Origin of the sequence: Variovorax sp. J31P179 (genome assembly GCF_030316985.1) — a bacterium.
GTDB lineage: Bacteria > Pseudomonadota > Gammaproteobacteria > Burkholderiales > Burkholderiaceae_C > Variovorax > Variovorax ginsengisoli_B.
On sequence record NZ_JASZYL010000004.1, the window covers coordinates 216637 to 243609 of the forward strand.

Genomic DNA, 26973 nt, shown 5'->3' on the forward strand with positions numbered 1-26973 from the left:
TCTCAATCAATCGCCGGCACTTCCCGCCAGTTCAACAACCTCACCGCGGTCCCTGCTCCCGTCTGCACCCCGACCCGGCGAAGTTCCCCTTGAACGTCGCCCGAAATCAGCCTCACTCGGCTATCGACGCCCAGGAACTTCAAATCGGTGATCGCCGCCGAATTGCTCACATAGGACAGTGTTCCCTCCGGCGTCAACGCTGATTTGCCCGAGCCGAAGTTGACGGCGTAGATCCGGCTCTGCCCCGACGGGCTGCAGGCGTTGCCGGTCGTCAGCAGCGACGAGAACGCCACGATGCCGCTGTAGGCCGTCGGATTCGAGACCGCGCGCCAGGCGACGCTGTTGGTGCTGCCAAGATCGATGTACCAACCGACCTTGTTGGCGAAATCGAGAGCTGTCGCGCTGATCAGGTCATCGACGCTGATACCGGTCAGGTTCGCTCGGGTCAGCGGATAGGACACGCCCGAAGGCAACCCGCTCGAAGTGCCGAAGGCCGTTGCGGTGCCGTCGATGAAGGCATAGAAGGTCTGGCTTCCGCTGGTGTTGATGTCGACCGTGTCCAGCAGCTGTCCGGTCCCGAACATGACATAGCGCTTGCGCGTTTTCGGGTCGATTTCGACCAGCGGCTGCGACGTGATGGGCTGCGCGTTGCCGCCCGTCGCCGCATCGGCCACTGTCGCCAGCAGCAGCGGCGCCGGGTAGCTGCCGGTCGTCGCCCTGACATCGAAGCGCCACATCTGACCGTTCAGGTCGCCGGCGTAGATCGCATCGGCCGTGCCGTCGGTGAAGTCCTTGATGTATGCCGTGGCCTGTGCCAGGCCCGGGGCCGCCGTCGCTGTCGCCACCTTTTCGAGCAAGTTGCCGTTGCGCGGGTCGACGAAATAGATGTAGCCGGTGGTGCTGGCGTTGCCGTCGACGTAGCCCGAGGTGAAGACCACCACCCAGCCGTACTTCGGCGTCTTGATCACCAGCGGTGCGCCGAAGCTGTAGCCCATGGTGCTGTCGGTGAACTCCCAAAGGACTTTGTCCTTCACGATCGCCTCGGTCGTCATGCCCGCGGGATTGGTCACGTCGATGGCATAGAAGCTCTTGCCGCCCTTGCCCAGCCCGCCGATGACCACCGTGCGCCAGTCGGAGTTCGTCGCGTTCGTGGTGGTCTTGACGCCGGCCGCATAGTTGAAGTCGATGTCGAAGGCCAGCGGCGTCGCGTCGACGTAGTAGCGATGCTCGTAGTCGGGGTTGCCAAGTTGGGCCAATCCGTTGACCGTGGGCGTTGCCGGATCGCTGGGGCCGCTGAACAGGGCGCTCGGCACATAGGCGAACTGTTCCTTGCCCGCTTCCGAGCCGCTCAGGGCACCGTTGAAGGCGTGCATCATCCCGTCGTTCGCGCCCACATAGACCATGGTCGGGCGTGTCGCCCAGGTTGTCTTGAAAGTCGCATACCCAGGATTGATCGATTCGGAGTACCGCATCGAGGGCGGAGCTACAGGCGTGACCTTCGCATTCACGATATCGCCGAGTAGCGCGAGGCGCTGCCGGTAGGGGCGCGACGTGGCGGCCGCAGTCTTTTCGTTGCTCCGATCGCCGCGCAGGTAGTTGAGGTAGTTGGCGCTGTCGTCGGTCGCCGCGGGCGTGTCCCACGGCGTGTTCAATGTTGCTTTCAGCCCGGCCGGAAGGCTCCCCGCCCGGAATGGAACACCGAGCCTCGTCGCGCCGTCCCAGGTGGCGATGCGGCGTCCGGTGTCCCATCCGGTGCCGGCCAACTGGGCTTCGTAGGTCGTCGCGCTGCTCCATACTGCGGTCGACGATGGCGTGCCGTCGCTCGCAAAGGTGATGTTGCTGGCCGTCAGCACGCCGCTCCAGCCGTTCGAATCGTATTGCGAGGCGTACGATGCCGCGCCCGTGGACGACACCTGGACAGTGGAGAGCGAGAAGGACGTGGTGTAGGCCTTGATGGCGTTGGCGATGCTGGCGAACGCCCGGGTCAGGCCATCGACCATCTGGTCGGGCCGTCCTGCAGTGAAGTAGTTGTCAGGCCGAGCCTGGACGGTGTTCGTTCGCACGTCGGTGAGCGTCTCGCCGCTCGTGGACCACCAGGTCTGGGGAATGTTGCCGACGAAGTTGTACGGATCGTAGTCGCCTGGCACCTTGAGGCCGCCGAACTTCGCTGCAAGGTAGAACTGGTTGTTGGCCTGGAATGACTGCTCCAGCACGTCGACCCAGTAGGTCTGGACCGTCTGCTTGCCGATCGTCTTTGCAACCCCGGTGACGTCGGGACGAATGTCGGTGGTGTTCGCGTCGTACGCAAGACCGGCGATATACGCGGAGTTGTTGCGCCCGCTGTAGTCATTGGTGCTGCCGATGTTGCCCAGTCCCTGCAGTGCCCCGACCTTGTTGGTGGCGGTGACCGCATTCACCGGGTCGGTCGCGAATTCGGCGGGCATGGCCGGTTCGCGCGTCCTGTAGTCGGCGTTGCCAGGCACGTTCTTGTCGACGTGGGTATAGATGTCGCCGATGCCGAGCACGAAGTTGCGCTGGCACGAGTACTGGATCGGATCGTCCCAGTTGGTGATCACGGGGAAGCCGTCGAGCATCCGGGTCTTGGTCCCCGTGTCGGTGGTTCCAAGGTTGCTCCACGACGGCACGTTGCCCAGGTTCTTGTAGTAACGCAGCACCGAGTAGTACATCTCGCTGACCGGGTCATAGTCCTTGTAGTTGCCGGGAATCAGCTGCCCGAACTTGTTCAAGTAGTTGATGACGCCGCTGTCCTGGATGGTGATGCCGGTCGCGGTGGTCGTATTGCTCGCATCGGTCGGGTTCGGGTTGCGCACGAACTGGCCGGTGGTCGAACTCCACTCCTTCTGACCATTGTCCGTGTCGGGCAGGCCGGGTTGCGGCTGGTTGGGGCCGACGAATTTCTGGCTCGCGCGCATGACGCCGCCGTCGCGCTGGTCGCTGCTGTCGTTCAGGTAGCCGAAGGCGCTGAACCGCATGCGTTGCGAGTATTTCTGAATCAAGCCTTCAGGCTTGTAGTTGTTTCCGTATTTCTGGCAGTTCGATTCGAGGGTCAGGCCGGCGATCGGCGCGCAGACCTTCACGCGCATCGTGTAGTCGACGGAGGTGCTGCCGGTGGTGAAGGTCGAGTAGTCGCTACTCGAGGGTTTTTTCCATTGGAACTGAAGCTGGGCGCCCCCGTTGCCCTGGTAGAACTCCAGTGTGATGTTGAAGCTCTGCCCCGCGGTCATCGCCACGGCTGCACTGGTATCTGTCGTCGTGCCGTGATCGGTCCAGTTGTCGATCACCTGGACGTTGTTGACCCAAAGGCGCACGCCGTCGTCCGACAGCGTTCGAAAAAAGTAGTTACCGGCCTCTGGTGCGGTGAATGATCCGGTGTAGCGGGCGGAGAAATAGTTGCCGCTGACGCCAGGTGCCGGGCTCGCGCCATTCCAGATGTGGTTGGCGTCGTCGTTGACTACCGTGGCGGTCGCGCCGCCGTAGAAGCCTTTGTACTGGCTGCTCGTGCCTTGGTAATACTCGCCCTTGAGGGGACGGCCTCCCGTCAGGGTCTCGCTGGTGACTCGCATCTTGAAGCCCATGTTCTGGGCCTTGATGAGCACCGAGCTTGCCGCCGTCGTGTTGGGCGTGGCGCCTGCTATTTCAGCGGTCGGCAGGTAGCGGTCGTCGAAGAGGCTGCGATTGCCGTGCCAGCCTTGTTCGAGAATGGTGAGGTCGACGTCGTCGACCACGCGCCGACCCCCCGTCATGGCCCAGCGGAAAGGATCGATGGTCGTGGTCCCGGCCCAGTTCAGGAAGTTGCCGCTCCAGTAGCCCGAGCACTTGTGCGCTGTCGCCATCGCGACCGGATTGAAGTAGCTCTTGTCGCCGGTGTTGGTGTCGTTGGGCGTGCTGTCGACCACATACGCGTAGCACTTGTTGGGATCGAAATAGCCGAGGAAAGTGGCGGCGCTGGAATAGTTGTCGGTATGGGCCGTGCGCGAGGCCGTCGGCCATTCGACCGACAGCGCCAGCGCCAGGTTGCCAGGCACGTTGGATGTCGCGAACACCGGTTGATTCGCCAGGCTGGCCGCGCCGATGACTCCATGGGCGCCAAGCAGCATGGCTGCCAAGGCGACGGCGCGGGCAGCACCTGCGCAGCTCGATGAGAGTTTTTTCATGATGAGCCTGCTGGCTTTCTTAGAGATCGGGCTTGGTGAACGAGGACTGCAGGAAGACCTGCGTGTTCCGCGGGCCGTCGACCCGGATGGTCAATCGGTAGATCAGGGAGGAAGGTGGCGGCAAATCGTCCTTCGCGCGCTGGCTGCTGCCCCCGAGAACCTGCGTCGTGAGCGGCGCGTAGACGCATCCCTTGGCGCCCAATGACGCCGGCGTCCCGACGTCGTTGCACATGCGGTCGATGAGGTAGCGGATGGTTACGGCGTCGTTGTCGTTGCCGATCTTCTTGCTCGCCTTGGCGTCGTATGCCGTGTTGCTCAGCAGGGCGGTGGGAATGCCCCGGTCGTTGACCGGCAGGGTCGTGGCGCTGTAGTTCTCGGCCTTCATGTCCGCCGTGTCGGCCGATCCGGCCAGGGCGCCGGTCTTGAACAAGGTCATGACCTGTGCCGCGGCCAGTTCGCCGCGATTGACCAGATCCCGCTTGAAAGCGAGGTTGCCGGCACTGAAATACGACGAGTTCATCGAGCGCACGACTGCGACGCCACCGGCCAGCAGCACGACCAGGATGATCAGGCAGAACAGCAGCACGACGCCGCGCTCACGCGGGCGCCGCAGGGCAATGGGTGTCGTCATGTGGTTGGCAGCAACAGCACGTTGCGCAAGGGGATGGTGAACTCGACCACGCGATGGCGATAGTTCTGCTCATCGGCGCTGATGGGAATGGTTTTGTGCAGCGACGCTGCGAGGTCGCCGAAGACGGTGATGGCAGCCGGGGCAACCTTGTTTCCGCTGGCGTCGGCCTTCTCCTGCTGGCTGCTTCGCAGGACCAGGGCGATGCGGACCGCCGCGATGCTGCGTGCGGTCAGCGGCGTCGTCATGACGTTGTTGACGTAGTAGGGGTCGGTGGCGGTCGTGGAGGGTGCCACCCAGCCGGTGAAGGCGCCGGTGGTCGGATTGACCATGCCGTAGAGCGCATTCATGCGCACCACCCCTTCGACGATCGCCTGCGGGGCGTCGCTGCCGTTGCTGTTCAGCAGGTCGTAGCTGAAGAGGGTGCGGTTGTCGCCGATGCCGAACAGCTGGAACTGCATGTCGGTGGCGCCGACATTGCCGAGCGGCGTGAAGTATGCCGCCCCGCTGTCGGCCATCGTTCCGAGTGCCGCATTGCCGGCCTTGAAATAGGTGCCGCCGAGCAGCAATGCGTCGTTGTTGGGGGTTGCGAGAACGCTGTTCGCGCCGTTCACCTGTTCGAGATAGCAGTCGGGCGTGCCGACCTGGCTGATGAGCGCCATGTCGCCGTTGGCCAGGCCGATCGTGTTGTCCAGACGGAACGTGTCGTAGTCGGTATTCATCGAGCGGATGGCGCGCGGCACGGCCCCCGCGGCGCCGTTCCCGCCCATCACTGCGATCACATCGGACGATCCGTCGATGCCTTGCTGCGCGCCGATGAGGACCGGTGCGACCCGCAGATTCGCACTGCCGGCAGCGCCACCGAGAAAGCCTTGGAATGGCGCCGGAAATGCCGTCGCACGCGGCAGGATGGCCGCATTGGCGCGGCTCACATTCAACTTGCAGCCGAAGATGCCGAGGTCCCACGACTGCGTGAAACCTGAACCGGCGCTGCGCATCGCGCGATCGAGCAGGTAGGAGCCATAGGCACCCGACTGGCCCATGTCGTTGGTCGACAAAGTCGTGCGCTTCTGGGCCTCGCCGAAGGTGACGGCGCTGGTCACGGCCAGCGTGACGATCAGGCCGATCACGACCGCCACCATAAGTTCGATCAGGGTCATGCCGCGCTGTAGCTGCGGGCCGCGCGCCTCGTGGATGTTCGGCTTCATGGGATGATCACCTTGGTAACGAGTGTGCTGTCCTGTACCACGGTCCGGCTCGGCGCCCGCCAGGTGATGAGGATGTCCGCCGAGTGGTCGACGGCATCGGCCGTGACCGTTCCCACTCCCCCCGGAAGCCCGCCGCCGGTCGCATTCGCCACTTTCAATTGCCAACTCGCGAGCGTATCCGCCGGCACCGTCAGGGAGTTGTTCAGCCACATGGTGGTCGCGATCTCATTGGCCAGCATCGCGGCGCGGTTGCGGTCTTCTGCATCGGTCGAATAGCTGATGGCGCGGGCCTGCAGGCCGATCAGGCCCAGGATGCCGAAGGAAAAGAGCAGGATGGCGACCAGCACCTCGAGGAGGGCAACGCCGCCCTGGCGGCCGGCTCTTGGGGCTCTTGGGATAGTGGGGCGTGGCATGGTCATGGGCAGCCGTCCGGGTGATCGCTCGACAGGGTCTTGGCCGGGTCGCAGAGGCGCACCTGGCCTCCCAGGGCCACCGTCACGCGCAGCGGCCGATCGACGCCAGCCACCGCGTCGGTGTAGGAGATGTCGTAGGTCTGCATCGGCGGCGTGTTGGTCGGCAAGATGCATTCGCCGGCGTTGGTGCCCGGATCGGAGTTGGCCACCAGCCGCCCGATGGAGTTGAAACAGATCGATTGCGGCCCGGTGATGGTGATGGAGGAATCCAGTTCGGCGATCACGCCCGCCTCGATGAAATCGCTGGTGTCGGTCGTGAGTCGCTTGACCGTCTTCGCCGCCCAATTTTTTCCGCTCGTCTTCGCGGTGTAGGTGCTCGTGGTCGGCTTGTCGTCGGTGAGCGAGAACACGACCTGATAGCTCCTGCGCAGGGCCTCGGCCTGCGCCAGCCGGATGCCATCCTGCAGGGAGTCGCTGGCAGCGCGCAGCCGGCTGTTGCGAATCCAGGTGCTCATCGCCGGCATCGCGAGGCCGAGCAGGACGGCCATCACCACCAACGTGACCATCATCTCGATGATGGTGAAACCCGCGACGCGAGGCGCGGCGCGATGCTTCAACACGTCTGGCCCTTCTTCATGATCCAGGAGGTGGCGCAGGTGTTCCAGCCGGAACCGGCCGGTACCTGCGTGGTGGCGCGCACGTTCGCCTGATCGATCGTGTAGACGAAGCCGGCTGTCGCGCCGCTGCCGGTGGCGGCCAGTGTGTAGGTGGTTGCGGTGGGATCGACGGAGCAGCTGAGGGTGAAGGTGCCCACCTGGCGCTGGGCAGCGTCCACCTGGCAAGGCGTCGTGTACGAGCCCACCGTGATGTACGTCCGGTTGTCCTGAAAGAACCGCTCCATGTTGGCACGCATGGTCGCCAGCCCCGAAGTGGCGTCGACCACCTGCCCGCGTCGGATGTAGTCCGAGTACGCCGGGATCGCGACGGCCGCGAGAATGCCAATAATGGCCACGGTGATCATGAGTTCGATCAACGTGAAGCCACGCAGGTGACGACGGCGCTGGAACGTGTATTGCACTGAGATGCCCTTGATGCGTGTTGACGAACGTGACAAATTGTCACCAAAGCGGCGCTGAACACCCGACCGCTCGTCAGCGTCTTCCCTCCTTCTGTCGCCGCTGAGTCAAAAAGTGTGAGCTTTTTCATAACGAGACGTGGTCGTTTAGCTTAGCAATTCGTGCATTCATCGTAGGTGAGCAATCACTGCGGAATCCATTTCAATTGTGTCGACGTCGCTGATTGCCCTGGTTTTTCTCTTTCCGTTTGCAGCGGGGCCCTCGGTCAGCGTGTGGCAACAACTGGCTGCGTGGATTGGCGTGGCGCTTTTGGCCGTCGTGGGACCGAGGGCGCCGCTGGCGCGGCCGTTGGTCGTCTGGCTCATGGCCGCGGGATCGGCGCTGGTCTTGGGGCACCTGGGTGCAGAAACGCCGGACGGTGGGCCAGTCGTTGCATTGGCGGCGATCGCGATGGCCGCCACTGTCGGCGCAGGTATGTCCCGGTCGCAGTCGCGGAGTTCGCTGCCACTCGGTCTCCTCATCGCCGGCCTCCTCAACGCCGTCCTCGGCCTCCTCCAGTACTACGGCTGCGCCGAGCCCCTGGTCCCCTGGACCACCGCCCCCGAACCGGGCCAGGCCTACGGCAACCTGCGCCAGCGCAACCAGTTCGCCTCCCTGATCAGCATGGCGCTGATCGCGGCCTTGTGGCTGCACGCCGTGCACGGTCGCCGGGTCCGCGCCGCCCTGGCACCGGCCGCCCTGCTGCTGCTCGTCGCCGCCGCCGCCGCGACCTCCCGCACCGGCCTGCTTCAACTGCTGCTGATCGCCGGCGCCTCCGTCTTTCTGGCCTGGCGCGAGCGCCGGCGCGGTCCTGCGCGGCCACTCCGCCTTCCGCACCCCCTGGTCCTCGTCGCGCTGGTGCTGGCCTATTTCACAGCCTCCTGGCTGCTGCCCCACCTCGCCGGCCCCGAGGTCGAAGGCATGCTGGCCCGCCTGCGCGACGGCGCTCCGGACGCCCACAGCCGGCTCGTGCTCTGGCGCAACGTCATCGACCTGATCGCCCTGCATCCCTGGGCCGGCTGGGGCTGGGGCGAGCTGAAGTTCGCCCACTACAGCACGCTCTATGCCGGTCCGCGCTTCGTCGAGATTCTCGACAACGCCCACAACCTGCCGCTGCACCTCGCGGTCGAGCTCGGCATTCCGGCCGCCCTGCTGGTCTGCGGCGGCTTCGGCTGGCTGGTGTGGTCCGCCCGTCCGTGGCGCGAGGCCGACCCGGCCCGGCTGATGGCCTGGGGCCTGCTGGCCGTCATCGTCCTGCACAGCCTGCTCGAATACCCGCTGTGGTTCGGGCCGTTCCAGCTCGTCTTCGGCCTGTGCCTGGGTTTCCTCTGGCCGGCACCGGCAGCGGCCGCGGCGCCCCCGCGATCGTCCCGGGTCCTGCCGCTGGCGGCGCGTGCCGCCCCGATGGCCTGCGCGCTGGCCCTGATGGCCGTGGTCTGCTATGCCGCCTGGGACTACACCCGCATCAGCCAGGTCTACCTGGCGCGCGACCAGCGGCTGCCGGCGTATCGCGACCACCCGCTCGACCAGGCGCAGCGCTCGCTGCTCTTCGAGGCACCGGTCGCCTTCGCCCGGTTGACGCTGACGCCGGTCGACCTCGCCAACGCGGCCGAGATGCATGCGCTGGCGCAGCGCGTGCTGCACTACTCGCCCGAGCCATCGGTGATCGTCAAGCTGATCGACAGCGCCGTGCTGCTGGGCGAGGCGGACGAGGCGGCCGCCCAGGCCGCGCGCTTCAAGGCGGCCTTCCCGCACGAATACAGCCGCTGGCTCGCCGGCCTGCCACTGGCCGACGACGCGGCCGAACAGCCTCAGTCCGCCACGTAGCTCCCAGACGTGCCCCCGTGCTTCTCCAGCACGTGCACGTCGTTGATGCGCATCCCGCGGTCGACCGCCTTGCACATGTCATAAATGGTCAGCAGCGCCACCTGCACGGCGGTCAGCGCCTCCATCTCGACGCCGGTCGGCCCCACGGTCTCGACGGTCGCGGTGCAGGCCACCTGCGGCGCGCCGCCATCGGCCAACGCAAAGGCCACCGCCACGCGGGTCAGCGCCAGCGGATGGCACAGCGGGATCAAGTCGCTGGTCTTCTTGGCGGCCTGGATGCCGGCGATGCGCGCGATGCCGAGCACGTCGCCCTTCTTGGCGGTGCCCGATTCGATCAGCGCCAGGGTCGACGGCATCATCTCGATGCGGCCGGTCGCCACGGCCACGCGGTGGGTCGCGGGCTTGGCCGCCACGTCGACCATGTGCGCCTGGCCCTGGTCGTCGAAATGGGTGAGAGAACTCATTGTGTGAACGTTCCGCTGAGTGCAGCATCATACGAGCCCGAGCCATGGACGAGGAATGCCACGCTTGACTCCCACCGACCCATCCCTTCCCCCCGCGGCGCGGCGCGCCAGACGCCTCCTGCGCGGCCTGTGCGCCGGCCTCCTGATGGCCGCCCAGGTCGCGCTGCCGCTGCGCGCCCAGGCCCAGCTGCCCGGCATGGGCGATGGCGGCGAGATGACCGCCGCCGCCGAACGCCACCTGGGCGACCAGATCGCCCGCGAGCTCTACCGCGACCCGGACTACCTCGACGACCCGGTGCTGGTCGAGTACGTGCAGGACATCTGGCAGCGCCTGCTGGCGGCGGCGCGCGTGCGCGGCGAGCTCACGCCCGAACTCGACGAGCGCTTCGCCTGGACCATCCTTTTGGGCCGCGACCGCACCATCAACGCCTTCGCGCTGCCGGGCGGCTACCTCGGGCTCAATCTGGGGCTGCTGGCTGTGGTCGGCAGCCGGGACGAGCTGGCCACCGTGCTCGGCCACGAGCTGTCGCACGTCACGCAGCGCCACATCGCGCGCGTCATGGCCAAGCAGAGCCAGCAGCTGCCGTTGATGCTGGCGGCCATGGTTCTCGGGGTGATCGCGGCCAGCAAGAGCCGAAGCGGCGATGCCGGCCAGGCCATGATCATGGGCAGCCAGGCGGCCTTCATGCAGAACCAGCTGAGCTTCTCGCGCGACATGGAGCGCGAGGCCGATCGGGTCGGCTTCGGCGTCATGACCCAGGCCGGCTATGCGCCGCAGGGCGCGGCGGCGATGTTCGAGAAGCTGCAATACGCCGCCCGGCTCAACGACAACGGCTCCTACCCCTACCTGCGCAGCCACCCGCTCAACAGCGAGCGGATCGCCGACATGCAGGGCCGGTTCCAGTTCAAGCCCGGCAACGCGGCCGCACTGCCGCTGCTGATGGACCACGCCATGATCTCCGCCCGCGCCCGGGTGTTCACGCGCCCCGGCGTCGACGTGCTGCGGCAATGGGTCGATGCGGCCGGGGCCGGCGAGTTCGCGCGCAGTTCGCCGGCGCAGCAGGCCGGCACGCTCTACGCGGCCGCGCTGTCGGCCAGTGAACTGCGCGACTTCAAGGCGGCCCGCTCCCTGGTCCAGCGGCTGATCGCGCGCACCGCCGGCGATGCGCCTTCGGCGCGGCTGGCGCGCCTGCTCTCGGCCGAGATCGAACTTGCAGCGGGCGCGCCGCAGGCGGCCGCGGCGCTGCTCGATCCGAAGGCCAAGGACCGCCCCGAAATGCTGCTCGCGGCGCAGGTCGCAGTCGCCACCCACGCCCCGGCGCCGATGATCCCGCCGCTGCGCGACTGGGTTGCGACCCATCCGCGCGACGCCACGGCCTGGCGCATGCTGGCCAACCTGTACGGCGCCAACAACGAGCCGGTCAGCGCGATCCGCGCCGACGCCGAGTCCAACGTCGCCACGCTCGACCTGGCGGCCGCGCGCGATCGATTCAAGGCGGCGCAGGACCTGGTGCGCAAGCCCGGCTCGGTGCCGATCGACCACTACGAGGCGTCGATCATCGACACCCGCGCCCGCGCGGTGGACGCGCTCCTCAGGGAGCAGGCCGCCGAGGAAAAGCGGCCACCCAGGTAGCGGCCGCGCAGCGCGCGGGCCTCAGGCCTGCTTCGAGAACAGTCCGCCGAGCGCGGACTCGATCACCACGCCGAGCAGCGAATAGATCAGCGAGCCGACCAGCGCAGCAAAGAAGCTGTTGACATGGAAGCCCGACAGCAGGCCCGACGCCGCCCAGAAAAGCAGGGCGTTGATGACGAACAGGAACAGGCCCAGCGTGACGATCGTGACCGGCAAGGTCAGCACCACCAGCACCGGCCGCACGAACATGTTGAGCAGCCCGATCACGGCCGCCGCCAGCAGCGCCGAGGTATAGGTGCTGACCTGGACCCCGCTGTAGAGATAGGCCACCGCCAGCAGCGCCAGCGCGCTCAGCAGCCACTTGATGAGAAGTCGCATCAGGTGCGCGGCGGTCCAGGCTACTCGGAGAGTTCGTTGGCCAGCACCAGCAGCGCGCCCATGCCCACCATCGCGCCGGGCAGCGCCCAGCCCGAGTGGCCGGCCGGCGCGACATCGGGCGCCACGGGCTCGAGGTCGACGCCGATCTTCGGCCGCCGGGCGTCGACCACCCGCGCCGCGCCGTGCTCCAGCTTCAGGCGCTGGGTCAGCTCGGGGAGCGGCCCCTTGGCCAGCACGGGCATCACCGGCGCGCCGCCGTGCGTGAGCACGGGCAGCAGCTGCTCCTGGACCTTGGCGAACCACTTGGCACGCCAGTTCTCGCGGGCACTGTGGCTCACCCATTTGCTGATGCGGCGGGTCATGCGCGGGGCGCACGCCACGAGCACCCATGCGCTCACCTCGGCGCCGCCGGCCGCGGCGGGAGGCCGGGCGAGGAATTCGCGCGCGTAGGCCGCGTCGTCCACGTACAGAATGACCTTTTCCATGGTTGCTCCTTCTTGGGTTGGTTGGAGTGGGAGAGACATCGACGGAAGAAATCGCTTCAGGCGGCGACCGTTTCGGCCGGCTTCGGGCGCCGCGAGGCCACCCACTTGCCGATCACCAGCACCAGCAGCGCACCGATGACGCCGGCCGCGTAGCGCACCACGTCGCTCTGCGGCAACTTGGGCACCCAGGTCCAGGCCGCCGGATTGGCCACCGACGGATCGGACACCGCCATGGTGCCGGCGATCCAGCCGAGCAGCATGCCGCCCAGGGTGATGATCAGCGGGAAGCGGTCCATCAGCTTGATGACCAGCTGGCTGCCCCAGACGATGATCGGGATGCTCACGAGCAGGCCGAAGACGACCAGCGGCATCTGGTGGCCTTCGCCGGCGCCCTGCGCGGCGCCAGCGATCGCGATCACGTTGTCGACGCTCATCACGAGGTCGGCCACGATCACGGTCTTGACCGCGGCCCAGAGCTTGTCGCTGGCCGCGATGTTGCCGTGGGCGTCGTCATGCTCGGGCGCCAGCAGCTTGACGCCGATCCACAGGAGCAGGATGGCGCCGGCCAGCTTCAGGAACGGAATCGCCAGCAGCGTGAGCGCGAAGAAGATCAGGACCACGCGCAGCACGATGGCGCCCGCGGTGCCCCACAGGATGCCCTTGGTGCGCTGGGCCGGCGGCAGTTTGCGGCAGGCCAGTGCGATCACGACCGCGTTGTCGCCACCCAGCAGGATGTCGATCATGATGATCTGGCCGACCGCGACCCAGAATTCGGGGGTTAGAAATTGCTCCATGAAGTCCTCTCTGATTTCGTTTCACTTCCGCTCGCGTGGATCGGTGGAGGCGTTGACTTGAGAGAACGGAGTTCCGGGAAATGCAACGCTTCGATCAAAACCGCGAGGGCTTGTATCGAAGGTCTTGCATGACAGCACGCGGCTGCCCGACAGGCCGGAAGTTTTTTGCTTCGTATTGACGACCTGGCGAACCCACTCCCTCGGGAGCAAGTGGGAGCTACTCCCCTTCGTGGCCGGAATTAGAGCATCGAGGGCGGGGTGTTGCAACCGGACTCGTCCGGGTCCTTAAAGCGAAAGAGCCTGGATGCCCCGTGAATTTGGAAGTTGATGCTATTGATTTGATAGCATTCAATTCCTTCAACGAGTGCGGGCCATTGCCCGGACTATGATTCGCGCTCGCTTTTTTTCGTCTGTCCATGGCCGCCATTCACATCACCGACATCGAGGCCGCCATCAACTACTGGCGCGAGAGAAAACCCTCGCCCGACGGCATCACGCTGGCGCCCGAACTGCGCGCGCTGGCCGAGGTCTACGCGCTGATGGTGTTCCACCACGAGGACGAGGTCGACGAGGTCGGCTTTCCCGCCAAGGCCTGGGCCGCCTGGCTCGCCTGGTACCAGACCACGCCCGACACGCCCTGCATCGCGATCTGCTCCACCAGCCAGGGCGACGACCAGTGCAAGGGCTGCGGGCGCAGCTTCGACGAGGTCCAGCACTGGCCCGCGATGACACCGGCCGAGAAGCGCTCGACCTGGCGCCGCATCACGATGCAGGACACCGCCTGGCGCTTCAACAAGTACGCCGAGCGCGCCCGGGAGGCCAGCCAGGTCCGGGCCGACGAGGCGCCGCCGCCCGATCCCGCGGGCTGAACAGACGCCATGCGCCGCCTCGCCCAAGCCCCCAACCTGGCGCTCGCCACGCTGTGGGTGCAGATGCTGCGCGACGATGGCGTCGACGCCTCGGTGCAGCGCGAGTATCTGGGCGCTGCCGCCGGGCAGTTGCCGCCTGATCAGTGCCTGCCGGAAATATGGATCGAGGACGACGCCCAGTTCGAGCTCGCCGAGCGGCTGCTGCATGCGCTCAGGCACCGTCCGCAGCGCCGCTGGGAGTGCCGCTGCGGCGAACTGGTCGAGGGCGGCTTCGACCAGTGCTGGCGCTGCGGCGCCCCGATGCCCTAGGCTGAGCGCGCCCTGCTAGCGCAGCCTCACGGGCTCGATGTCGATGCTGCGGCTGCCGTCGCCCAGCATCAGCGTGCCTTCCTGGATCGTTGCCTGCAGCTGCATCGAGCGCTGCGCCAGCGCCGCCAGCGACTGCGAAGCCGCCGTCGGCACCCGGAACACCTGCAGGTTCTGCGGCCGGGTCAGCTTGTTCTCGACGCCGCGCCACCAGATCTCGGCCGCGTGGTTGAAGCAGTAGACGATCACCGAATCGGCCTTGCCGCAGGCCTTGATGACCGGCTTGTCCTCGGGCTGGCCGACCTCGATCCAGAGCTTCACCTGGCCGGTGAAATCGCGCAGCCAGACATCGGGCTCGTCGGGATTCGACAGGCCGGCGCCGAAGGCCAGCGTGCCGTCGCCGTTGCAGACGTCCTGCAGCTGGTGGGCATTGAGCGCCAGCGCGACCAGCCGGATCATCATCCGCTCGTCGGTCTCGCTGGGGTGGCGCGCCAGGGTCAGCGCGTGGTCGGCGTAGTAGTTGTGGTCGATGTCGGCGACCGCGAGACTGGCCTTGAAGATGGTGGACTTGAGTGCCATCAGATTCGCCGCCGGGCCGCCCCAAGGCGAATCAGCCCCCTCGGGGGGCAGCGAGGACACGAAGTGCCGAGCGTGGGGGCCTTCATGCCCGCCGGGCCAGTTCGGCGGCCTTGCCGATGTAGCTCGCGGGGGTCATGGCAAGCAAGCGGTCCTTTTCTTCTTGCGGAATCTCGAGCGAGCGGATCAACCCGTGCAGCGCCTCGGCCGTCACCGTCTTGCCGCGCGTGACTTCCTTGAGCTGCTCGTAGGCGCCCTGCACGCCGAAGCGGCGCATCACGGTCTGGATCGGCTCCGCCAGCACTTCCCACGAGCGGTCGAGGTCCTGGGCCAGCGCCTCCTCGTTGAGTTCGAGCTTGCCCAGCCCGGTCGCCAGGCTGGCATAGGCCAGGGTGGCGTAGCCGAAGGCGACGCCGATGTTGCGCAGCACCGTGCTGTCGGTCAGGTCGCGCTGCCAGCGGCTGATCGGCAGCTTCTCGCTCAGGTGGCGCAGCACCGCGTTGGCCAGTCCCAGGTTGCCCTCGGCGTTCTCGAAATCGATCGGGTTGACTTTGTGCGGCATCGTCGAGGAGCCGATCTCGCCCGGCTTCAGCCGCTGCTTGAAATAGCCCAGGCTGACGTAGCCCCAGATGTCGCGCGAGAAGTCGACCAGGATGGTGTTGGCGCGCGCCACGGCGTCGAACAGCTCGGCCATGTAGTCGTGCGGCTCGATCTGGATGCTGTAGGGCTGGAAAGTCAGGCCCAGGCCGAGCGGCGCGGGCGTCTCGACCACCTTGCGGCTGAAGGCTTCCCAGTCGAAATCGGGCCAGGCGGCCATGTGGGCGTTGTAGTTGCCGACCGCGCCGTTCATCTTGCCCAGCAGCTGCACGCCGGCGATCTGCGCGCGTGCCTTGGCGAGGCGCACCGCGACGTTCGCGAGTTCCTTGCCGACCGTGGTCGGGCTCGCGGTCTGGCCGTGGGTGCGCGACAGCATCGACACGCCGGCGAACTTGCCGGCCATATCGCGCAGGGTGGCGATCAGGCCGTCGATGGCCGGCAGCATCACCTTTTCGCGCGCGGCCTGGATCTGGAGCGCGTGGCTGGTGTTGTTGATGTCCTCGCTGGTGCAGGCGAAATGGACGAACTCGGAGGCGGCCAGCAGTTCCGGGCGGGCCTCGAACTTGGACTTGATCCAGTACTCGACCGCTTTCACATCGTGGTTGGTGGTCTTTTCGATCTGCTTGATCGCGACCGCGTCGGCTTCCGAGAAGTTGGACACCAGGCCGAGCAGGTACTTTCGGGCGCCGCCCGTGAGGGGCTTGAATTCGGCGAAGCCGCAGTCCGAGAGGGCGATGAACCAGGCCACCTCGACCTGCACGCGCCGGTGCATGTAGCCCTGTTCGCTCATCAGCGGACGCAGCGCCGAGAGCTTGGCCGCATAGCGGCCGTCGAGGGGGGAAAGGGCGGAGACGGTGGAGAAACTCATGGGCCAATTTTAGGTTGCGGCACGGCTGAAGCAATTTCGCCGGGCTTCGCCCAGCATTCCGTGACGCGCATTCCCCTAGAATCAAAGCGCTACAACGATGACCCAGATGGGGGAGTGCCTGCATGAAACTGATCGGATCCGCTGCCAGCCCGTACGTGCGCAAGGTGCGCGTGGTCATGGCCGAGAAGCGGCTCGATTACCAGTTCGTGATCGAAGACGTCTGGTCTGCCGATACCACGATTTCCAGTTCCAACCCGCTCGGCAAGGTGCCCTGCCTGATCATGGACGGCAGCGAGGCGATGTTCGATTCGCGGGTGATCGTCGAGTACCTCGACACCCTGTCGCCGGTCGGCAAGCTGATCCCGCAGCAAAGCCGCGAGCGCGCCGAGGTCAAGACCTGGGAGGCGCTGGCCGATGGCGTGATGGACGCCGGATTGCTGCTGCGCATGGAGGCCACCTGGGTGCACCGCGCCGACAGCGAGCGCAGCCAGGCCTGGATGGACCGCCAGCGCGGCAAGATCAACAACGGCATCGCCGCCATGGCCAAGGGCCTGGCCGACAAGCCCTTCTGCAGCGGCATCCACCTGAGCCTGTCCGACATCGCCGTCGGCTGCGTCCTGGGCTGGCTCGACTACCGCTTCCCCGAGATCGACTGGCGCGCCGACCACGCCAACCTGGCCAAGCTGTTCGACAAGCTCATGCTGCGCCCCAGCTTCGCTGACACCAAGCCCTGACCCCCCAGCGCCCCAATGAAAAAGCCCCGCACGCGGGGCTTTTTGCTTCTCGAGGCCGGCGCAGCCAGGCCCGTTGGTGAAACACCGCGGAACTGGCTTTGCCAGGCCGCTGGTGTTGCCCCCGGCAGGGGGTGGGCGTCCGGACACGCAGTGCCGGACAACCTGGGGGCGAGCAATAAAGATGTTACGAGGCGCCCCGACGCGAAGGAGGGAGGGAGGGAGGAGGAGAAGAATCGCCTCGGGATTTCAACCTGGCGGCAAGCGCCCGGAAGACCTCGCAACATAAAAACCGACCGGACTTTCGTGCCCGGAAACGGTATGAGCGTGGACCGACGAGCCGGTTCCCTGGCGATACGTAAGCGTTTGTGACTAGTTGGAAGTTGTTGCCGGTTGTGAAGTCACCGACGCCAGCGGCGCCGCGCCCAACTGCTTTTCGATCTCCCGCACGAACGCGCGGTCGTCAGGTGCCGTCATGCTGGAGTAGGCGTCCACCACCTTGCCGTCGCGGCCGATCAGGTATTTGTAGAAATTCCATTTCGGCGTCGTGCCGGAGAGCTGCGCCAACTGCTTGAAGAGCGGGCTGGCATCAGCGCCTCGCACCGATGATTTCGCGAACATCGGAAATTTGACGCCGAAGGTGCTTTCGCAGAAGTCGGCGATTTCCTTGTTCGAGCCGGCCTCCTGGGCGAAATCGTTCGACGGGAAGCCCAGCACGACGAGCCCTCGCGACCGGTATTTGCTGTCGAGGGCTTCCAGCCCCTTGTACTGGGGCGTGAAGCCGCAAAAACTCGCGGTATTGACCACCAGCACGACCTTGCCCGCGTACTGGCACAGGGCCTGCGGCTTTTCGTCCTGGAGCCGCGGAAAAGTGTGCTGAAGGATCGCAGGACAGCCGGCCGCGGCGCCCTGCGCGGCGGCGCCGGTCGGCAGCAGACCGGCAGCCAGCACGATGGCTGGGAAAAATGGCACTAACAGACCGAGGGGTATTCGCATGGCGGTGTTCCCGAGTGAAAAGCAGCGCGAATGGGCAAGTTTGCGGCGCGCGGACCTACATCATCGCGCGCTTGTCACAGGCGCGATAAGCCTGCCGACTAAAATCCGTCGGCTTAAGAAAGACATTGATGCTTTATCCGGAACTCTTCAGACAACTCGAATCTGTCCGCTGGGACATGGACAAGGATATTCCTTGGCAGTCTTTCGACGCAAGCCGGCTCACCGAGGAGCAGGCGCAGACCATCAAGATGAACGCGATCACCGAGTGGGCGGCGCTGCCGGCCACCGAGATGTTCCTGCGCGACAACCGGCATGACAGCGACTTTTCGGCCTTCATGTCGATCTGGTTCTTCGAGGAGCAGAAGCACTCGCTGGTGCTGATGGAATACCTCAAGCGCTTCAGCCCCCAGCATGCGCCGACCGAGCAGGAACTGCACGACGTGCGCTTCGATTTCGATCCGGCGCCGCCGCTCGAGACCCTGATGCTGCATTTCTGCGGCGAGATCCGCCTGAACCACTGGTATCGCCGTGCCGCCGAGTGGCACACCGAGCCGGTCATCAAGCACATTTACACCACGCTGAGCCAGGACGAGGCGCGCCACGGCGGCGCCTACCTGCGCTACATGAAGCGGGCCATGGAAAAGTTCGGCGACGAGGCCCGTTCGGCCTTCACCAAGGTCGGCGTGCTGATGGCCAGCGCCCGCCGCACGGCGCAGGCGCTGCATCCGACCAACCTGCACGTCAACAAGGCGCTGTTCCCGAACGACACGATCCAGAGCCGGGTGCCCGATCCCGACTGGCTCGAGCACTGGCTCGACAAGCAGATCAAGTTCGATTCGGTCTGGGAGAACAAGGTCGGCGAGCGGATCCTGCACAACCTGAGCCTGCTGATGAACCGCAGCTTCAAGACCGTCCAGGAACTGAACCGCTACCGCAAGGAGCTCGCGGCCACCCTCGGCCCCAGGCCCGAATACCAGGGCGCCTGAACCCGGAACAGGGTCTCAGCGGCGCTCGACGATCACCGGCGCCAGCTGCAGGCCGTTGCGGACTTGTTCGGCCGCCTCGCGGGCCGTGTCCCGCGAGGCATAGGGGCCTGACTGCAGGCGGTGCGTACCGTTCTCGCTGAACACATTGAGGGTGCTCGCCAGCGGCGGCATCTCGCGTGCCACCTGCTGCTGAAAACGCTGGGCGCCTTCGCGCTGGCTGAAGGCGCCGAGCTGGACCCAGAAACCGGGCCCGGCGGCCGCCGTACGCGGCGCCGGCGTGGCCGGCTGGGCGGGTGCCGCGGCCAGCGGCGTCATCGGCGGCAGCGCCGCGACTTCCATGGCGTCGTAACGCGACGTGGCGACCACGGGTGCAGTCAGCGCCGCGGGCACCGCGACACCGTCCGCGGCGGCCACGGCGGCCACGGCGGCGGTCGGCGCGGCCTGCTGGGCCAGCACCGGGGCATCGCCGCGGCGCCAGGCACCGGTACGGATGTCCTCGTTGGTGAGGCGCTCGATCTCCACCGGCGCGACGCCGCGCAGCAGGTCGAGCTTGAGGGCCGCGGTGTAGCTCAGATCGATGACCCGGTCGTCGCGGAAGGGGCCGCGGTCGTTCACGCGGACGATCACTTCGCGGCCGTTGGCCGGGTTGCGCACCCTTGCGTAGCTCGGCAGCGGCAAGGTCTTGTGGGCCGCCGTCATCGCGTACATGTCGTACGGCTCGCCGCTGGCGGTCGATTGGGCGTGGAACTTGCGCCCGTACCACGAGGCAAGGCCGGTTTCGCGGAAGGGCCGGTCGTCGGTGATCGGCACATAGGAGCGGCCGAGCACCGTGTAGGGCTTGCTGGTGCCGCCGCTGCCGCGGATCGGTTCGACCCGGGGTTCGGCATCCGGGACCTGGCCCAGGCCCGAAGGCGGATTGGCATCGGCACCGTCGCGGCCGCCGCGCGGCCCGCTGGCGCAGCCCGCGAGCAGCACCAGCGTCGCCGCCGCGAGCCACGCTGAAGCGTGCCGCTGGCTAGCCAAAGACCGCCTTCCAGAGCGCCAGCATGGCCTCGCGTTCGGCCACCAGGGTGCTCATCGGCACCTGGGTCGGCTCCTCGTTGAGGCGGGCCCGGTGCTGCACCCGGCGCAGTTCCCGGTAGGCCGCGGCGGCGGCCTCGCCCACGCCTGCGGGCAGCAGCTTGGCCGCTTCGGCACGCTGGAGCAGCGCGATGTTGCCGACATTGGGCACCAGCTCGGGATGCGCCTTGGCCTCGGACAGCACCAGGAACTGCACCGCGAACTCGGCATCGACCATGCCGCCGGCGCTGTGCTTGACGTCGAAGAGAGCGGGCTTGACCGGCCGCGCGGCGCTTACCTTGGCGCGCATCGCGACGATCTCGGCCTTGAGGGCCTCGCGGTCGCGCGGTGCCGTGATCACGGCTTCGCGGATGCGGTCGAAACGCTCGACGTGAGCCGGCTCGCCCAGCACGCAGCGCGCCCGCGTCATGGCCTGGTGCTCCCAGGTCCAGGCGGTGTTGCTGCCGCGGCCCAGCTGGTACTTCTCGTAGGCATCGAAGCTGGTGGTCAGCAGGCCTGAATTGCCATTGGGGCGCAGCGCGGTGTCGATCTCGAACAAGTCGCCCTCGCGGGTCTTGACCGTGAGCCAGTTGATCAGCTTGCGGACGTAGGCGGCATAGACTTCGCCGGCACGCTCGTCCTCGTCGTCGTAGACGAAGACGATGTCGAGGTCGCTGCCGTAGCCGAGCTCCTTGCCGCCGAGCTTGCCGTAGCCGATGATCGCGAAGCGCGGCTGGTCGCGGTGCGGATTGCGCACCTGGGGCCAGCACCAGCGCGCGGTCACGCGCAGCACCGCGTCGGCCAGGGCGCTCAGGTCGTCGGCCACCTGCTCGACCGTGATGCGGCCATCGAGGTCGCGCGCCAGCGTACGGAACAGCTCCGCGTGGTGGGCGTGGCGCAGCAGGTTCAGCAGCCGCTCCTCGTCGGCCTCGCCGGTCTGCGTCAGCGAGCGGTGGCGGTCTTCGAGCTCGCGCTCGAAGTCGGCGGCGACGAAGCGCCCGGACAGCATGGCGCTGCTGGCCAGTTCGTCGATCACGCCGGGGTGCTTCAGCAGGTAGCTCGCGGGCCATTTGGCCGAGCCGAGCAGGCGCAGCAGGCGCTCTTGCACCGCGGGCCGCTCGACCAGCAGCGCGATGTAGCTGTCGCGGCGCAGCAGCGGCTCGATCCAGTCGGCCCAGCGCAGCGCGGCATCGACGTGGCGGCTGATCTGGCCCTGGGCATTGCTGTCGGGCTCGCGCAGCCACAGGGCGGTGCGCTGCACCAGCTGGCGCAGGCGGGCCCGGGTGTCGTCGCGCAGCGCCAGCACCCGCGGGTTCTCGTTCCAGGCCCGGACGCGCGCGGCGAACGGTGCCGGCAGCGATTCGAGCAGGTCGCTCATGTCGAGCGGGGCGGGGGCCGAAGCGCCGCCCTTGCAGCCGCTGCAGGGCTTCTTGCCGCCCAGCAGCTTGTCGAACTCCTGGGCCACGAATTCGCGATGGGTGTCGAGCTGGGCCAGGAAGGCGCAGCAATCGGCGAAGCCGAGCGTGAGCGCGATCCAGTGCAGGTCGTCGTCGTTGACCGGCAGCACATGGGTCTGCTGGTCGTCCAGGTACTGGATGCGGTGCTCGACCCGGCGCAGGAACTCGTAGGCCGAGGCCAGCGCGTCGGCCGCTTCCTGCGGCATCAGCCCGGCGCGTGCCAGCCGTTGAAGCGCATCGAGCGTCGGCCGGGTCCGCAGTTCGGGGAACTGGCCGCCGCGCACCACCTGCAGCAACTGCACCGTGAATTCGATCTCGCGGATGCCGCCGCGCGACAGCTTGACGTCGTTGGCGCGCTCGGGCCGGCCGGCGCTGCGGCGTGCCGCCTGTTCGCGAATCTGCCGGTGCAGCGTGCGCAGCGAATCGAAGACGCTGTAGTCGAGGTAGCGGCGGAAGACGAAGGGCAACACCGCGCTGCGCAGCGCCTGGGCCGAGCCGTCGGCCACCACCGCGGCGGGCGCGACCACCCGGCTCTTGAGCCAGGCGAAGCGCTCCCATTCGCGGCCCTGGACCTGGAAATACTCCTCGAGGGCGTCGAGCGAGACCACGCTCGGCCCCGAATTGCCGTTGGGCCGCAGGGCCAGGTCGACCCGGAACACGAAGCCGTGTTCGGTGGTGTCGCCCACCAGCGCGTAGATCCGCTTGACCGCCCGCGCGAAGTATTCCTGATTGGCCAGCCTCGAGCGGCCCTCGGCGTTGCCGGCGGTCTCGCCGTCGTGGTCGTAGAGGTATATCAGGTCGATGTCGCTCGACACGTTGAGCTCGCGGGCGCCGAGCTTGCCCATGCCGACCACCCAGAGCTGGGACCGCCGGCCGTCGGCCGCGAGCGGTGCGCCGTGGGCTTCGTCGAGCTCGGCGCAGGCCTCCCGGCAGGCGACGTCGAGCGCGAATTCGGCCAGCTGGGTGACCGCGGTGGTGACCACGGCCAGCGGCGCCTGCAGGTCGCAGTCGAGCGTGATGAGGCGTTCCATCACCAGCTGGCGAACGATGCGCAAGGCGTCGGCGACGTTGTCGCCGCGCTCGCGCAGGGCCCGGTACGCTTCGGCCATGTGGGGCCGCGTGGGCTCGCCTGGCGGCAGCAGCGACAGCTCGGCAGCGTAGCGCCGGCGCAAGCGCTGGATGAAGCGGGACGATGCCGACAAAGGCGGCGAATCGGATGATGCTGGCGGCCGAAGCGTGGCGCTGTCGGCGGCGGTGGAACCCGGCTGGGAGCTGGCGGTCATAATTCCTGACACAGCGCGATCCTCAATGAACGACACGACGTCTTCCCCTTCACGTCTGCTCAAGATCACCGCTGCGACGGCGCGCTGGTTGTTGGGTTTGCTGATCGGTGCATGGCTCCTGCTTGCGCTGTCAGTCGTTGTCCTACATCTCTGGATTGTGCCGCGAATCGGAAACTACCGTGGCGCACTGGAGGCGCAGGCCACACGGGCCATCGGCGTACCCGTGCGCATCGGCTCGATCAGCGCCCGGTCGGGCGGCCTTTTCCCGGCCGTCGAGCTGCGCGACGTGGTGCTCATGGACGAGCGCAGCCAGGAGGCGCTGCGGCTCGAGCGGGTGGTGGCCAGCGTGTCGCCGCGCTCGCTCTGGAACCTCAGCTTCGAACAGCTCTACATCGAGCGGCCGCAGGTCGACGTCCGGCGCGATGCACTCGGCAACATCCACGTCGCCGGGCTCCACATGCCGAACGACACCAGCGGCGGCGGCGCTGGTGCCGACTGGTTCTTCGCCCAGCGCGAACTGGTCGTGCAGGGCGGCACCGTGCGCTGGACCGACGAGCGGCGCCAGACCGCGCCGCTGCTGCTGTCCGATGTGCAGTTCGTGGCCCGCAACGGGGCGCGCCGCCACGCCATGCGCCTGGACGCCACCCCGCCCCCCGGCTGGGGCGAGCGCTTCACGCTGCGCGGCCAGTTCCGCCAGCCGCTGCTGTCGGTGCGCAGCGGCAACTGGCGCAGCTGGGACGGCCAGCTCTATGCCGACCTTCCCTACCTCGACATCGCCCGGCTCGACGGCTATGTCGACCTCGACGCCCGGATCCACCAGGGTTCCGGCGGTCTGCGCCTCTGGGCCGACGTCAATGACGGCGAGATCACGGGCGGCGTGGCCGATCTGGGACTGAGCCGCATCGACGTGTCGCTCGGCAAGGCGCGCGAGCCGCTCGTGCTGCGCGACGTCACCGGCCGCCTGACCGGCAAGCGCGGCGACGGCACGCTCGAGTTCGCGACCACCCGGCTGCAGTTCGACACCGCGGACCACATGCGCTGGCCCGGCGGCAACCTGTGGTTCCAGCACGCGGACGCCAAGGGGCGCACGGCGGAGCGCACCGCCCTGCGGGCCGACCGGCTCGACCTCGCGGCGCTGGCGCTGATCGCCGACCGGCTGCCCTTGGGCGAGGCGTTCCGCAAGCAACTCGAGGCCTACCAGCCGCGTGGCATGGTCGAACACATCGAGGCCAGCTGGCAGGGCCCCGCCGGCGAACCCTCCGGCTACCAGCTGAAGGGCCGCATGAGCGGCTTCAGCGTGGCGTCTCAGCCCGGCGTGCCGGCCCCCGCGCCGGCGACGCCGGCCGGGGCGGCCGGCACGTCCGCCTCGGCGCCGCACGTGCCGGTCGGCAGTCCCGGCGTCAGCGGCGCCACGGTCGATTTCGACGCCAGCCAGGCCGGCGGCAGCGCCATGCTGTCGATCGCCAGTGGCGCGCTCGACCTGCCGGGCGTGTTCGAGGAGCCGGTGGTGCCGATCGATCGGCTGTCGACCCAGCTGCAGTGGAAGCTCGATCGCGGCGCGGTGCAGGTGCAGGTGTCGAACCTGCGTTTCGCCAACGTCGATGCCGAAGGCGAGGCCCAGGCCAGCTGGCGCACCAGCGACCCGGCCGTCTCGCACAGCGCCGATCGCTACCCCGGCGTGCTCGACCTGCAGGGCAAGCTCACACGCGCCGACGGCACCCGTGTCTGGCGCTACCTGCCGCTGCACATCCCGAAGGCCACGCGCGACTACGTGCGCGACGCGATCACCAAGGGCACAGCAAGCGCGGTCGACTTCAAGGTCCGTGGCGACCTCTGGGACATGCCCTTCATGGACCCGAAGCAGGGCGATTTCCGCATCGCCGCAAAGGTCGCGGATGTCAGCTACGCCTATGTGCCGCCGGCGCCGGGCGCGACCGTGGTCTGGCCCGCGCTGAGCGGCCTGTCGGGCGAACTGGTGTTCGAGCGGGCCGGCATGCTGGTGCGCAATGCGCGCGGGCGACTGGCGGCGGCCCAGGCCGTCGAGGTCACGAAGGCCGAAGCGCAGATTGCCGACATGTCGCACCATGCGCCGGTGCTCAAGCTCGACGTTCAGGCCAAGGGGCCGCTGGGCGAGGTGCTGCGGGTCGGCGGACCGCTCGCCGGCGAGGCCGCCCCGACCCTGGCGGACATGCGCGCGACCGGCAATGCCGACTACAAGCTGCGGCTCGAGCTGCCGCTCGAGGCGATGGACAAGACCAAGGTGCAGGCCGCCATCGCGCTCGCCGACAACGAGCTGCAACTGGTGTCCGGCGCGCCGGCGCTGACGCAGGCGCGCGGCACGCTGAATTTCACCGAAGGCGGGTTTTCGCTCGCCGGCGTGCAGGCGCGCGGCCTCGGTGGCGCCATGCGCATCGACGGCAGCGGCCGCTTCACCGGCAAGCAGGAGCTGGAGCTGCGCGTCCAAGGTACGGCCAGCGCCGAAGGCCTGCGGGCGGCGCGCGAGATCGACTGGCTGGCCCGCCTGGCCAAGAACGCGACCGGCAGCGCGCCCTATGCGGCCAGCTTCTCGGTGCGTGAAGGCACGCCCGAGTTCTTGCTCACCAGCAGCCTGCAGGGCCTGGGGCTCCAGTTGCCGGCGCCGATGGCCAAGGAGGCCCAGGACGCCATGCCGCTGCGGGTCGAGAAGAAGATCGTGCTGCGCGAGGCCCGCGGGGCCGGCGCTGCGCCGCAGCTGCACGACCAGATCTCGCTCGAGCTGGGCAAGGTCGGCTCGGCCAGCTATGTGCGCGACGTCTCGGGCCCCGAGGCGCGGGTGCTGCGCGGCGCCATCGGCATCGGCCTCGCGGCTGGCGAATCGGCGCCGCCGCCGGAGCGCGGCGTGGCCGCCAACATGCGTTTCGAGCGGCTCGACCTCGGTGCCTGGCAGGCGCTGTTCAGTGCGGCCACCGGCAAGGCGCCCGAAGCCGTGGCGAATGTCGACAGCGGCGACGACGCGCTGGCCTACCTGCCGACGACCATCGCGCTGCGGGCCCAGGAGCTGGTGTTCGGCGGCCGCACGCTGCACGACGTGGTGCTCGGCGGCACGCGCGACGGCCAGCTCTGGCGCGCCAACGTCGACGCGGTCGAGCTCAGCGGCTATGCCGAGTACCGCCATGCACAGGCGGGGCGCCTGTATGCGCGCCTGGCCCGACTCAAGATCGCGCGCAGCGAAGCCACGGCGGTCGAGTCCCTGCTCGACGAGCAGCCGAGCACCCTGCCGGCGCTCGACATCGTGGTCGACGACTTCGAGCTCTTCGGCCGCCGCCTCGGCCGGGCCGAGATCGATGCCGTGAACCGCGGCGGTGCCGGCCGCGAATGGATGCTCAACAAGCTGACCCTCAGCAATCCGGACGCCACCTTCAACGCCCACGGCAGCTGGGCCGCGCCGCCCGGCGCCAGCGCAGGGCGCGACCAGCGCCGCACCGCGATGGATTTCAAGCTCGACATCGTGGACGCCGGTGCGCTGCTGAACCGCTTCGGCATGAAGGACGTGGTGCGGCGTGGCCGCGGCCGGCTCGAGGGCCAGGTCAACTGGACCGGCTCGCCGTTCTCGATCGACTACCCGAGCCTCGGCGGGCAGCTGCAGATCGACGTCGAATCGGGCCAGTTCCTGAAGGCCGACCCGGGCATTGCCAAGCTGCTCGGCGTGCTGAGCCTGCAGGCCTTGCCACGGCGCCTCACGCTCGATTTCCGCGACATCTTCAGCGCCGGCTTCGCCTTCGACTTCCTGCGCGGCGATGCCAAGATCGCCAACGGCGTGGCCTCCACCAACAACCTGCAGATGAAGGGCGTCAACGCCGCCGTGCTGATGGACGGCTCGGCCGACATCGCGCGCGAGACGCAGAGCATCCGGGTCGTGGTGGTGCCCGAGATCAGCGCCGGCACCGCGGCGCTGGTGGCGACCGCGATCAATCCGGCGATCGGACTCGGCACCTTCCTGGCGCAGATGGTGCTGAGCCGGCCGCTCATCGCGGCGGCCACGCAGGAGTTCCAGATCGACGGCACCTGGACCGACCCCAAGATCACCCGCGTGCCGCGGCGCGCAACGCCCGAAGCGCTGGCCGAGCCGCCGGCGCCGCGCTAGAA

22 protein-coding genes are annotated in these 26973 nt (G+C 67.7%); 7 read left to right on the top strand and 15 right to left on the bottom strand.

The window, feature by feature from the left end:
* Nucleotides 1-2 precede the first annotated feature (2 nt).
* From QTI17_RS12090 to QTI17_RS12115, 6 genes are read right to left on the bottom strand one after another with little or no spacing between them, the layout of a single operon-like run.
* On the bottom strand, nt 3-4175 hold the full coding sequence (locus QTI17_RS12090) for a PilC/PilY family type IV pilus protein (protein ID WP_286533380.1): 4173 nt from the start codon (nt 4173-4175) through the stop codon (nt 3-5).
* Between the two features lie 19 nt (nt 4176-4194).
* Complete coding sequence (locus QTI17_RS12095; RefSeq protein WP_286533381.1) at nt 4195-4806, bottom strand: pilus assembly PilX family protein; 612 nt, start codon at nt 4804-4806, stop codon at nt 4195-4197.
* Nucleotides 4803-6011 carry a PilW family protein gene (locus QTI17_RS12100; protein WP_286533382.1) on the bottom strand — a complete coding sequence of 403 codons (1209 nt, stop codon included), beginning with the start codon at nt 6009-6011 and terminating at the stop codon, nt 4803-4805. Before QTI17_RS12100 ends, QTI17_RS12095 begins: the two co-directional genes overlap by 4 nt.
* Nucleotides 6008-6430: a type IV pilus modification protein PilV gene (gene pilV, locus QTI17_RS12105; RefSeq protein WP_286533383.1), complete on the bottom strand. Its 423-nt coding sequence runs from the start codon at nt 6428-6430 to the stop codon at nt 6008-6010. The genes QTI17_RS12100 and pilV overlap by 4 nt, the downstream gene beginning before the upstream one ends.
* Entirely contained in the window at nt 6427-7044 is a 618-nt protein-coding gene (locus tag QTI17_RS12110; protein ID WP_286533385.1) for a pilus assembly FimT family protein, read from the bottom strand. The genes pilV and QTI17_RS12110 overlap by 4 nt, the downstream gene beginning before the upstream one ends.
* The gene (locus QTI17_RS12115; RefSeq protein ID WP_286533386.1) at nt 7038-7502 is read right to left on the bottom strand and encodes a type IV pilin protein; all 465 of its coding nucleotides are present in this window, start codon (nt 7500-7502) and stop codon (nt 7038-7040) included. Before QTI17_RS12115 ends, QTI17_RS12110 begins: the two co-directional genes overlap by 7 nt.
* A 472-nt stretch (nt 7503-7974) precedes the next feature.
* Here QTI17_RS12115 and QTI17_RS12120 point away from each other — a divergent pair, with 472 nt between their 5' ends.
* A complete protein-coding gene (locus QTI17_RS12120) occupies nt 7975-9366 on the top strand; it encodes a PglL family O-oligosaccharyltransferase (RefSeq protein ID WP_286533387.1) in 1392 nt (463 codons plus the stop codon).
* Here QTI17_RS12120 and moaC read toward each other — a convergent pair.
* Nucleotides 9351-9830, bottom strand: coding sequence for a cyclic pyranopterin monophosphate synthase MoaC (gene moaC / locus QTI17_RS12125; RefSeq protein ID WP_286533388.1), 480 nt, complete (start codon nt 9828-9830; stop codon nt 9351-9353). The genes QTI17_RS12120 and moaC overlap by 16 nt on opposite strands.
* Nucleotides 9831-9885: 55 nt before the next feature.
* Here moaC and QTI17_RS12130 point away from each other — a divergent pair, with 55 nt between their 5' ends.
* Nucleotides 9886-11463, top strand: a complete 1578-nt coding sequence (locus tag QTI17_RS12130) for a M48 family metalloprotease (RefSeq protein WP_503011042.1) — start codon at nt 9886-9888, stop codon at nt 11461-11463.
* A 21-nt stretch (nt 11464-11484) separates the two neighbouring features.
* Here the strand turns inward: QTI17_RS12130 and QTI17_RS12135 are convergent, their stop codons facing one another.
* Genes QTI17_RS12135 through QTI17_RS12145 form a run of 3 tightly spaced genes read right to left on the bottom strand, consistent with a single transcriptional unit; the run spans nt 11485 to nt 13120 of the window.
* The gene (locus tag QTI17_RS12135) at nt 11485-11841 is read right to left on the bottom strand and encodes a phage holin family protein (protein WP_286519753.1); all 357 of its coding nucleotides are present in this window, start codon (nt 11839-11841) and stop codon (nt 11485-11487) included.
* Between the two features lie 20 nt (nt 11842-11861).
* A complete protein-coding gene (locus QTI17_RS12140) occupies nt 11862-12326 on the bottom strand; it encodes a hypothetical protein (protein WP_286533389.1) in 465 nt (154 codons plus the stop codon).
* 56 nt (nt 12327-12382) lie between these two features.
* Nucleotides 12383-13120 carry a TerC family protein gene (locus tag QTI17_RS12145; protein WP_286533390.1) on the bottom strand — a complete coding sequence of 246 codons (738 nt, stop codon included), beginning with the start codon at nt 13118-13120 and terminating at the stop codon, nt 12383-12385.
* Between the two features lie 416 nt (nt 13121-13536).
* Between QTI17_RS12145 and QTI17_RS12150 the strand changes: the two genes are divergently transcribed.
* The gene (locus QTI17_RS12150; protein ID WP_286533392.1) at nt 13537-13989 is read left to right on the top strand and encodes a DUF3717 domain-containing protein; all 453 of its coding nucleotides are present in this window, start codon (nt 13537-13539) and stop codon (nt 13987-13989) included.
* Between the two features lie 9 nt (nt 13990-13998).
* Nucleotides 13999-14298 (top strand): DUF2007 domain-containing protein, encoded by a 300-nt coding sequence (locus tag QTI17_RS12155; RefSeq protein WP_286533393.1) that lies wholly within the window; start codon nt 13999-14001, stop codon nt 14296-14298.
* Nucleotides 14299-14313: 15 nt separating this feature from the next.
* On the opposite strand, the gene QTI17_RS12160 is transcribed toward QTI17_RS12155, so the two are convergent.
* Complete coding sequence (locus QTI17_RS12160; protein ID WP_286533394.1) at nt 14314-14874, bottom strand: YaeQ family protein; 561 nt, start codon at nt 14872-14874, stop codon at nt 14314-14316.
* Between the two features lie 82 nt (nt 14875-14956).
* Nucleotides 14957-16336 (bottom strand): adenylosuccinate lyase, encoded by a 1380-nt coding sequence (purB, locus tag QTI17_RS12165; protein WP_286533395.1) that lies wholly within the window; start codon nt 16334-16336, stop codon nt 14957-14959.
* Between the two features lie 122 nt (nt 16337-16458).
* On the opposite strand from purB, the gene QTI17_RS12170 reads away from it, so the two are divergent.
* On the top strand, nt 16459-17070 hold the full coding sequence (locus QTI17_RS12170; protein ID WP_286533396.1) for a glutathione S-transferase N-terminal domain-containing protein: 612 nt from the start codon (nt 16459-16461) through the stop codon (nt 17068-17070).
* A 369-nt stretch (nt 17071-17439) separates the two neighbouring features.
* Here QTI17_RS12170 and QTI17_RS12175 read toward each other — a convergent pair whose 3' ends face one another.
* A complete protein-coding gene (locus QTI17_RS12175; protein WP_286533398.1) occupies nt 17440-18063 on the bottom strand; it encodes a glutathione peroxidase in 624 nt (207 codons plus the stop codon).
* 128 nt (nt 18064-18191) lie between these two features.
* Between QTI17_RS12175 and QTI17_RS12180 the strand changes: the two genes are divergently transcribed.
* Nucleotides 18192-19049: a ferritin family protein gene (locus QTI17_RS12180; protein ID WP_286533399.1), complete on the top strand. Its 858-nt coding sequence runs from the start codon at nt 18192-18194 to the stop codon at nt 19047-19049.
* A 15-nt stretch (nt 19050-19064) separates the two neighbouring features.
* On the opposite strand, the gene QTI17_RS12185 is transcribed toward QTI17_RS12180, so the two are convergent.
* Both QTI17_RS12185 and glnE read right to left on the bottom strand, forming a co-directional pair.
* A complete protein-coding gene (locus QTI17_RS12185; protein ID WP_286533401.1) occupies nt 19065-20072 on the bottom strand; it encodes a septal ring lytic transglycosylase RlpA family protein in 1008 nt (335 codons plus the stop codon).
* Nucleotides 20065-22848 carry a bifunctional [glutamate--ammonia ligase]-adenylyl-L-tyrosine phosphorylase/[glutamate--ammonia-ligase] adenylyltransferase gene (gene glnE, locus QTI17_RS12190; RefSeq protein WP_286533402.1) on the bottom strand — a complete coding sequence of 928 codons (2784 nt, stop codon included), beginning with the start codon at nt 22846-22848 and terminating at the stop codon, nt 20065-20067. The genes QTI17_RS12185 and glnE overlap by 8 nt, the downstream gene beginning before the upstream one ends.
* A gap of 25 nt (nt 22849-22873) precedes the next feature.
* On the opposite strand from glnE, the gene QTI17_RS12195 reads away from it, so the two are divergent.
* Nucleotides 22874-26971 carry a YhdP family protein gene (locus QTI17_RS12195; protein WP_286533404.1) on the top strand — a complete coding sequence of 1366 codons (4098 nt, stop codon included), beginning with the start codon at nt 22874-22876 and terminating at the stop codon, nt 26969-26971.
* Nucleotides 26972-26973 lie beyond the last annotated feature (2 nt).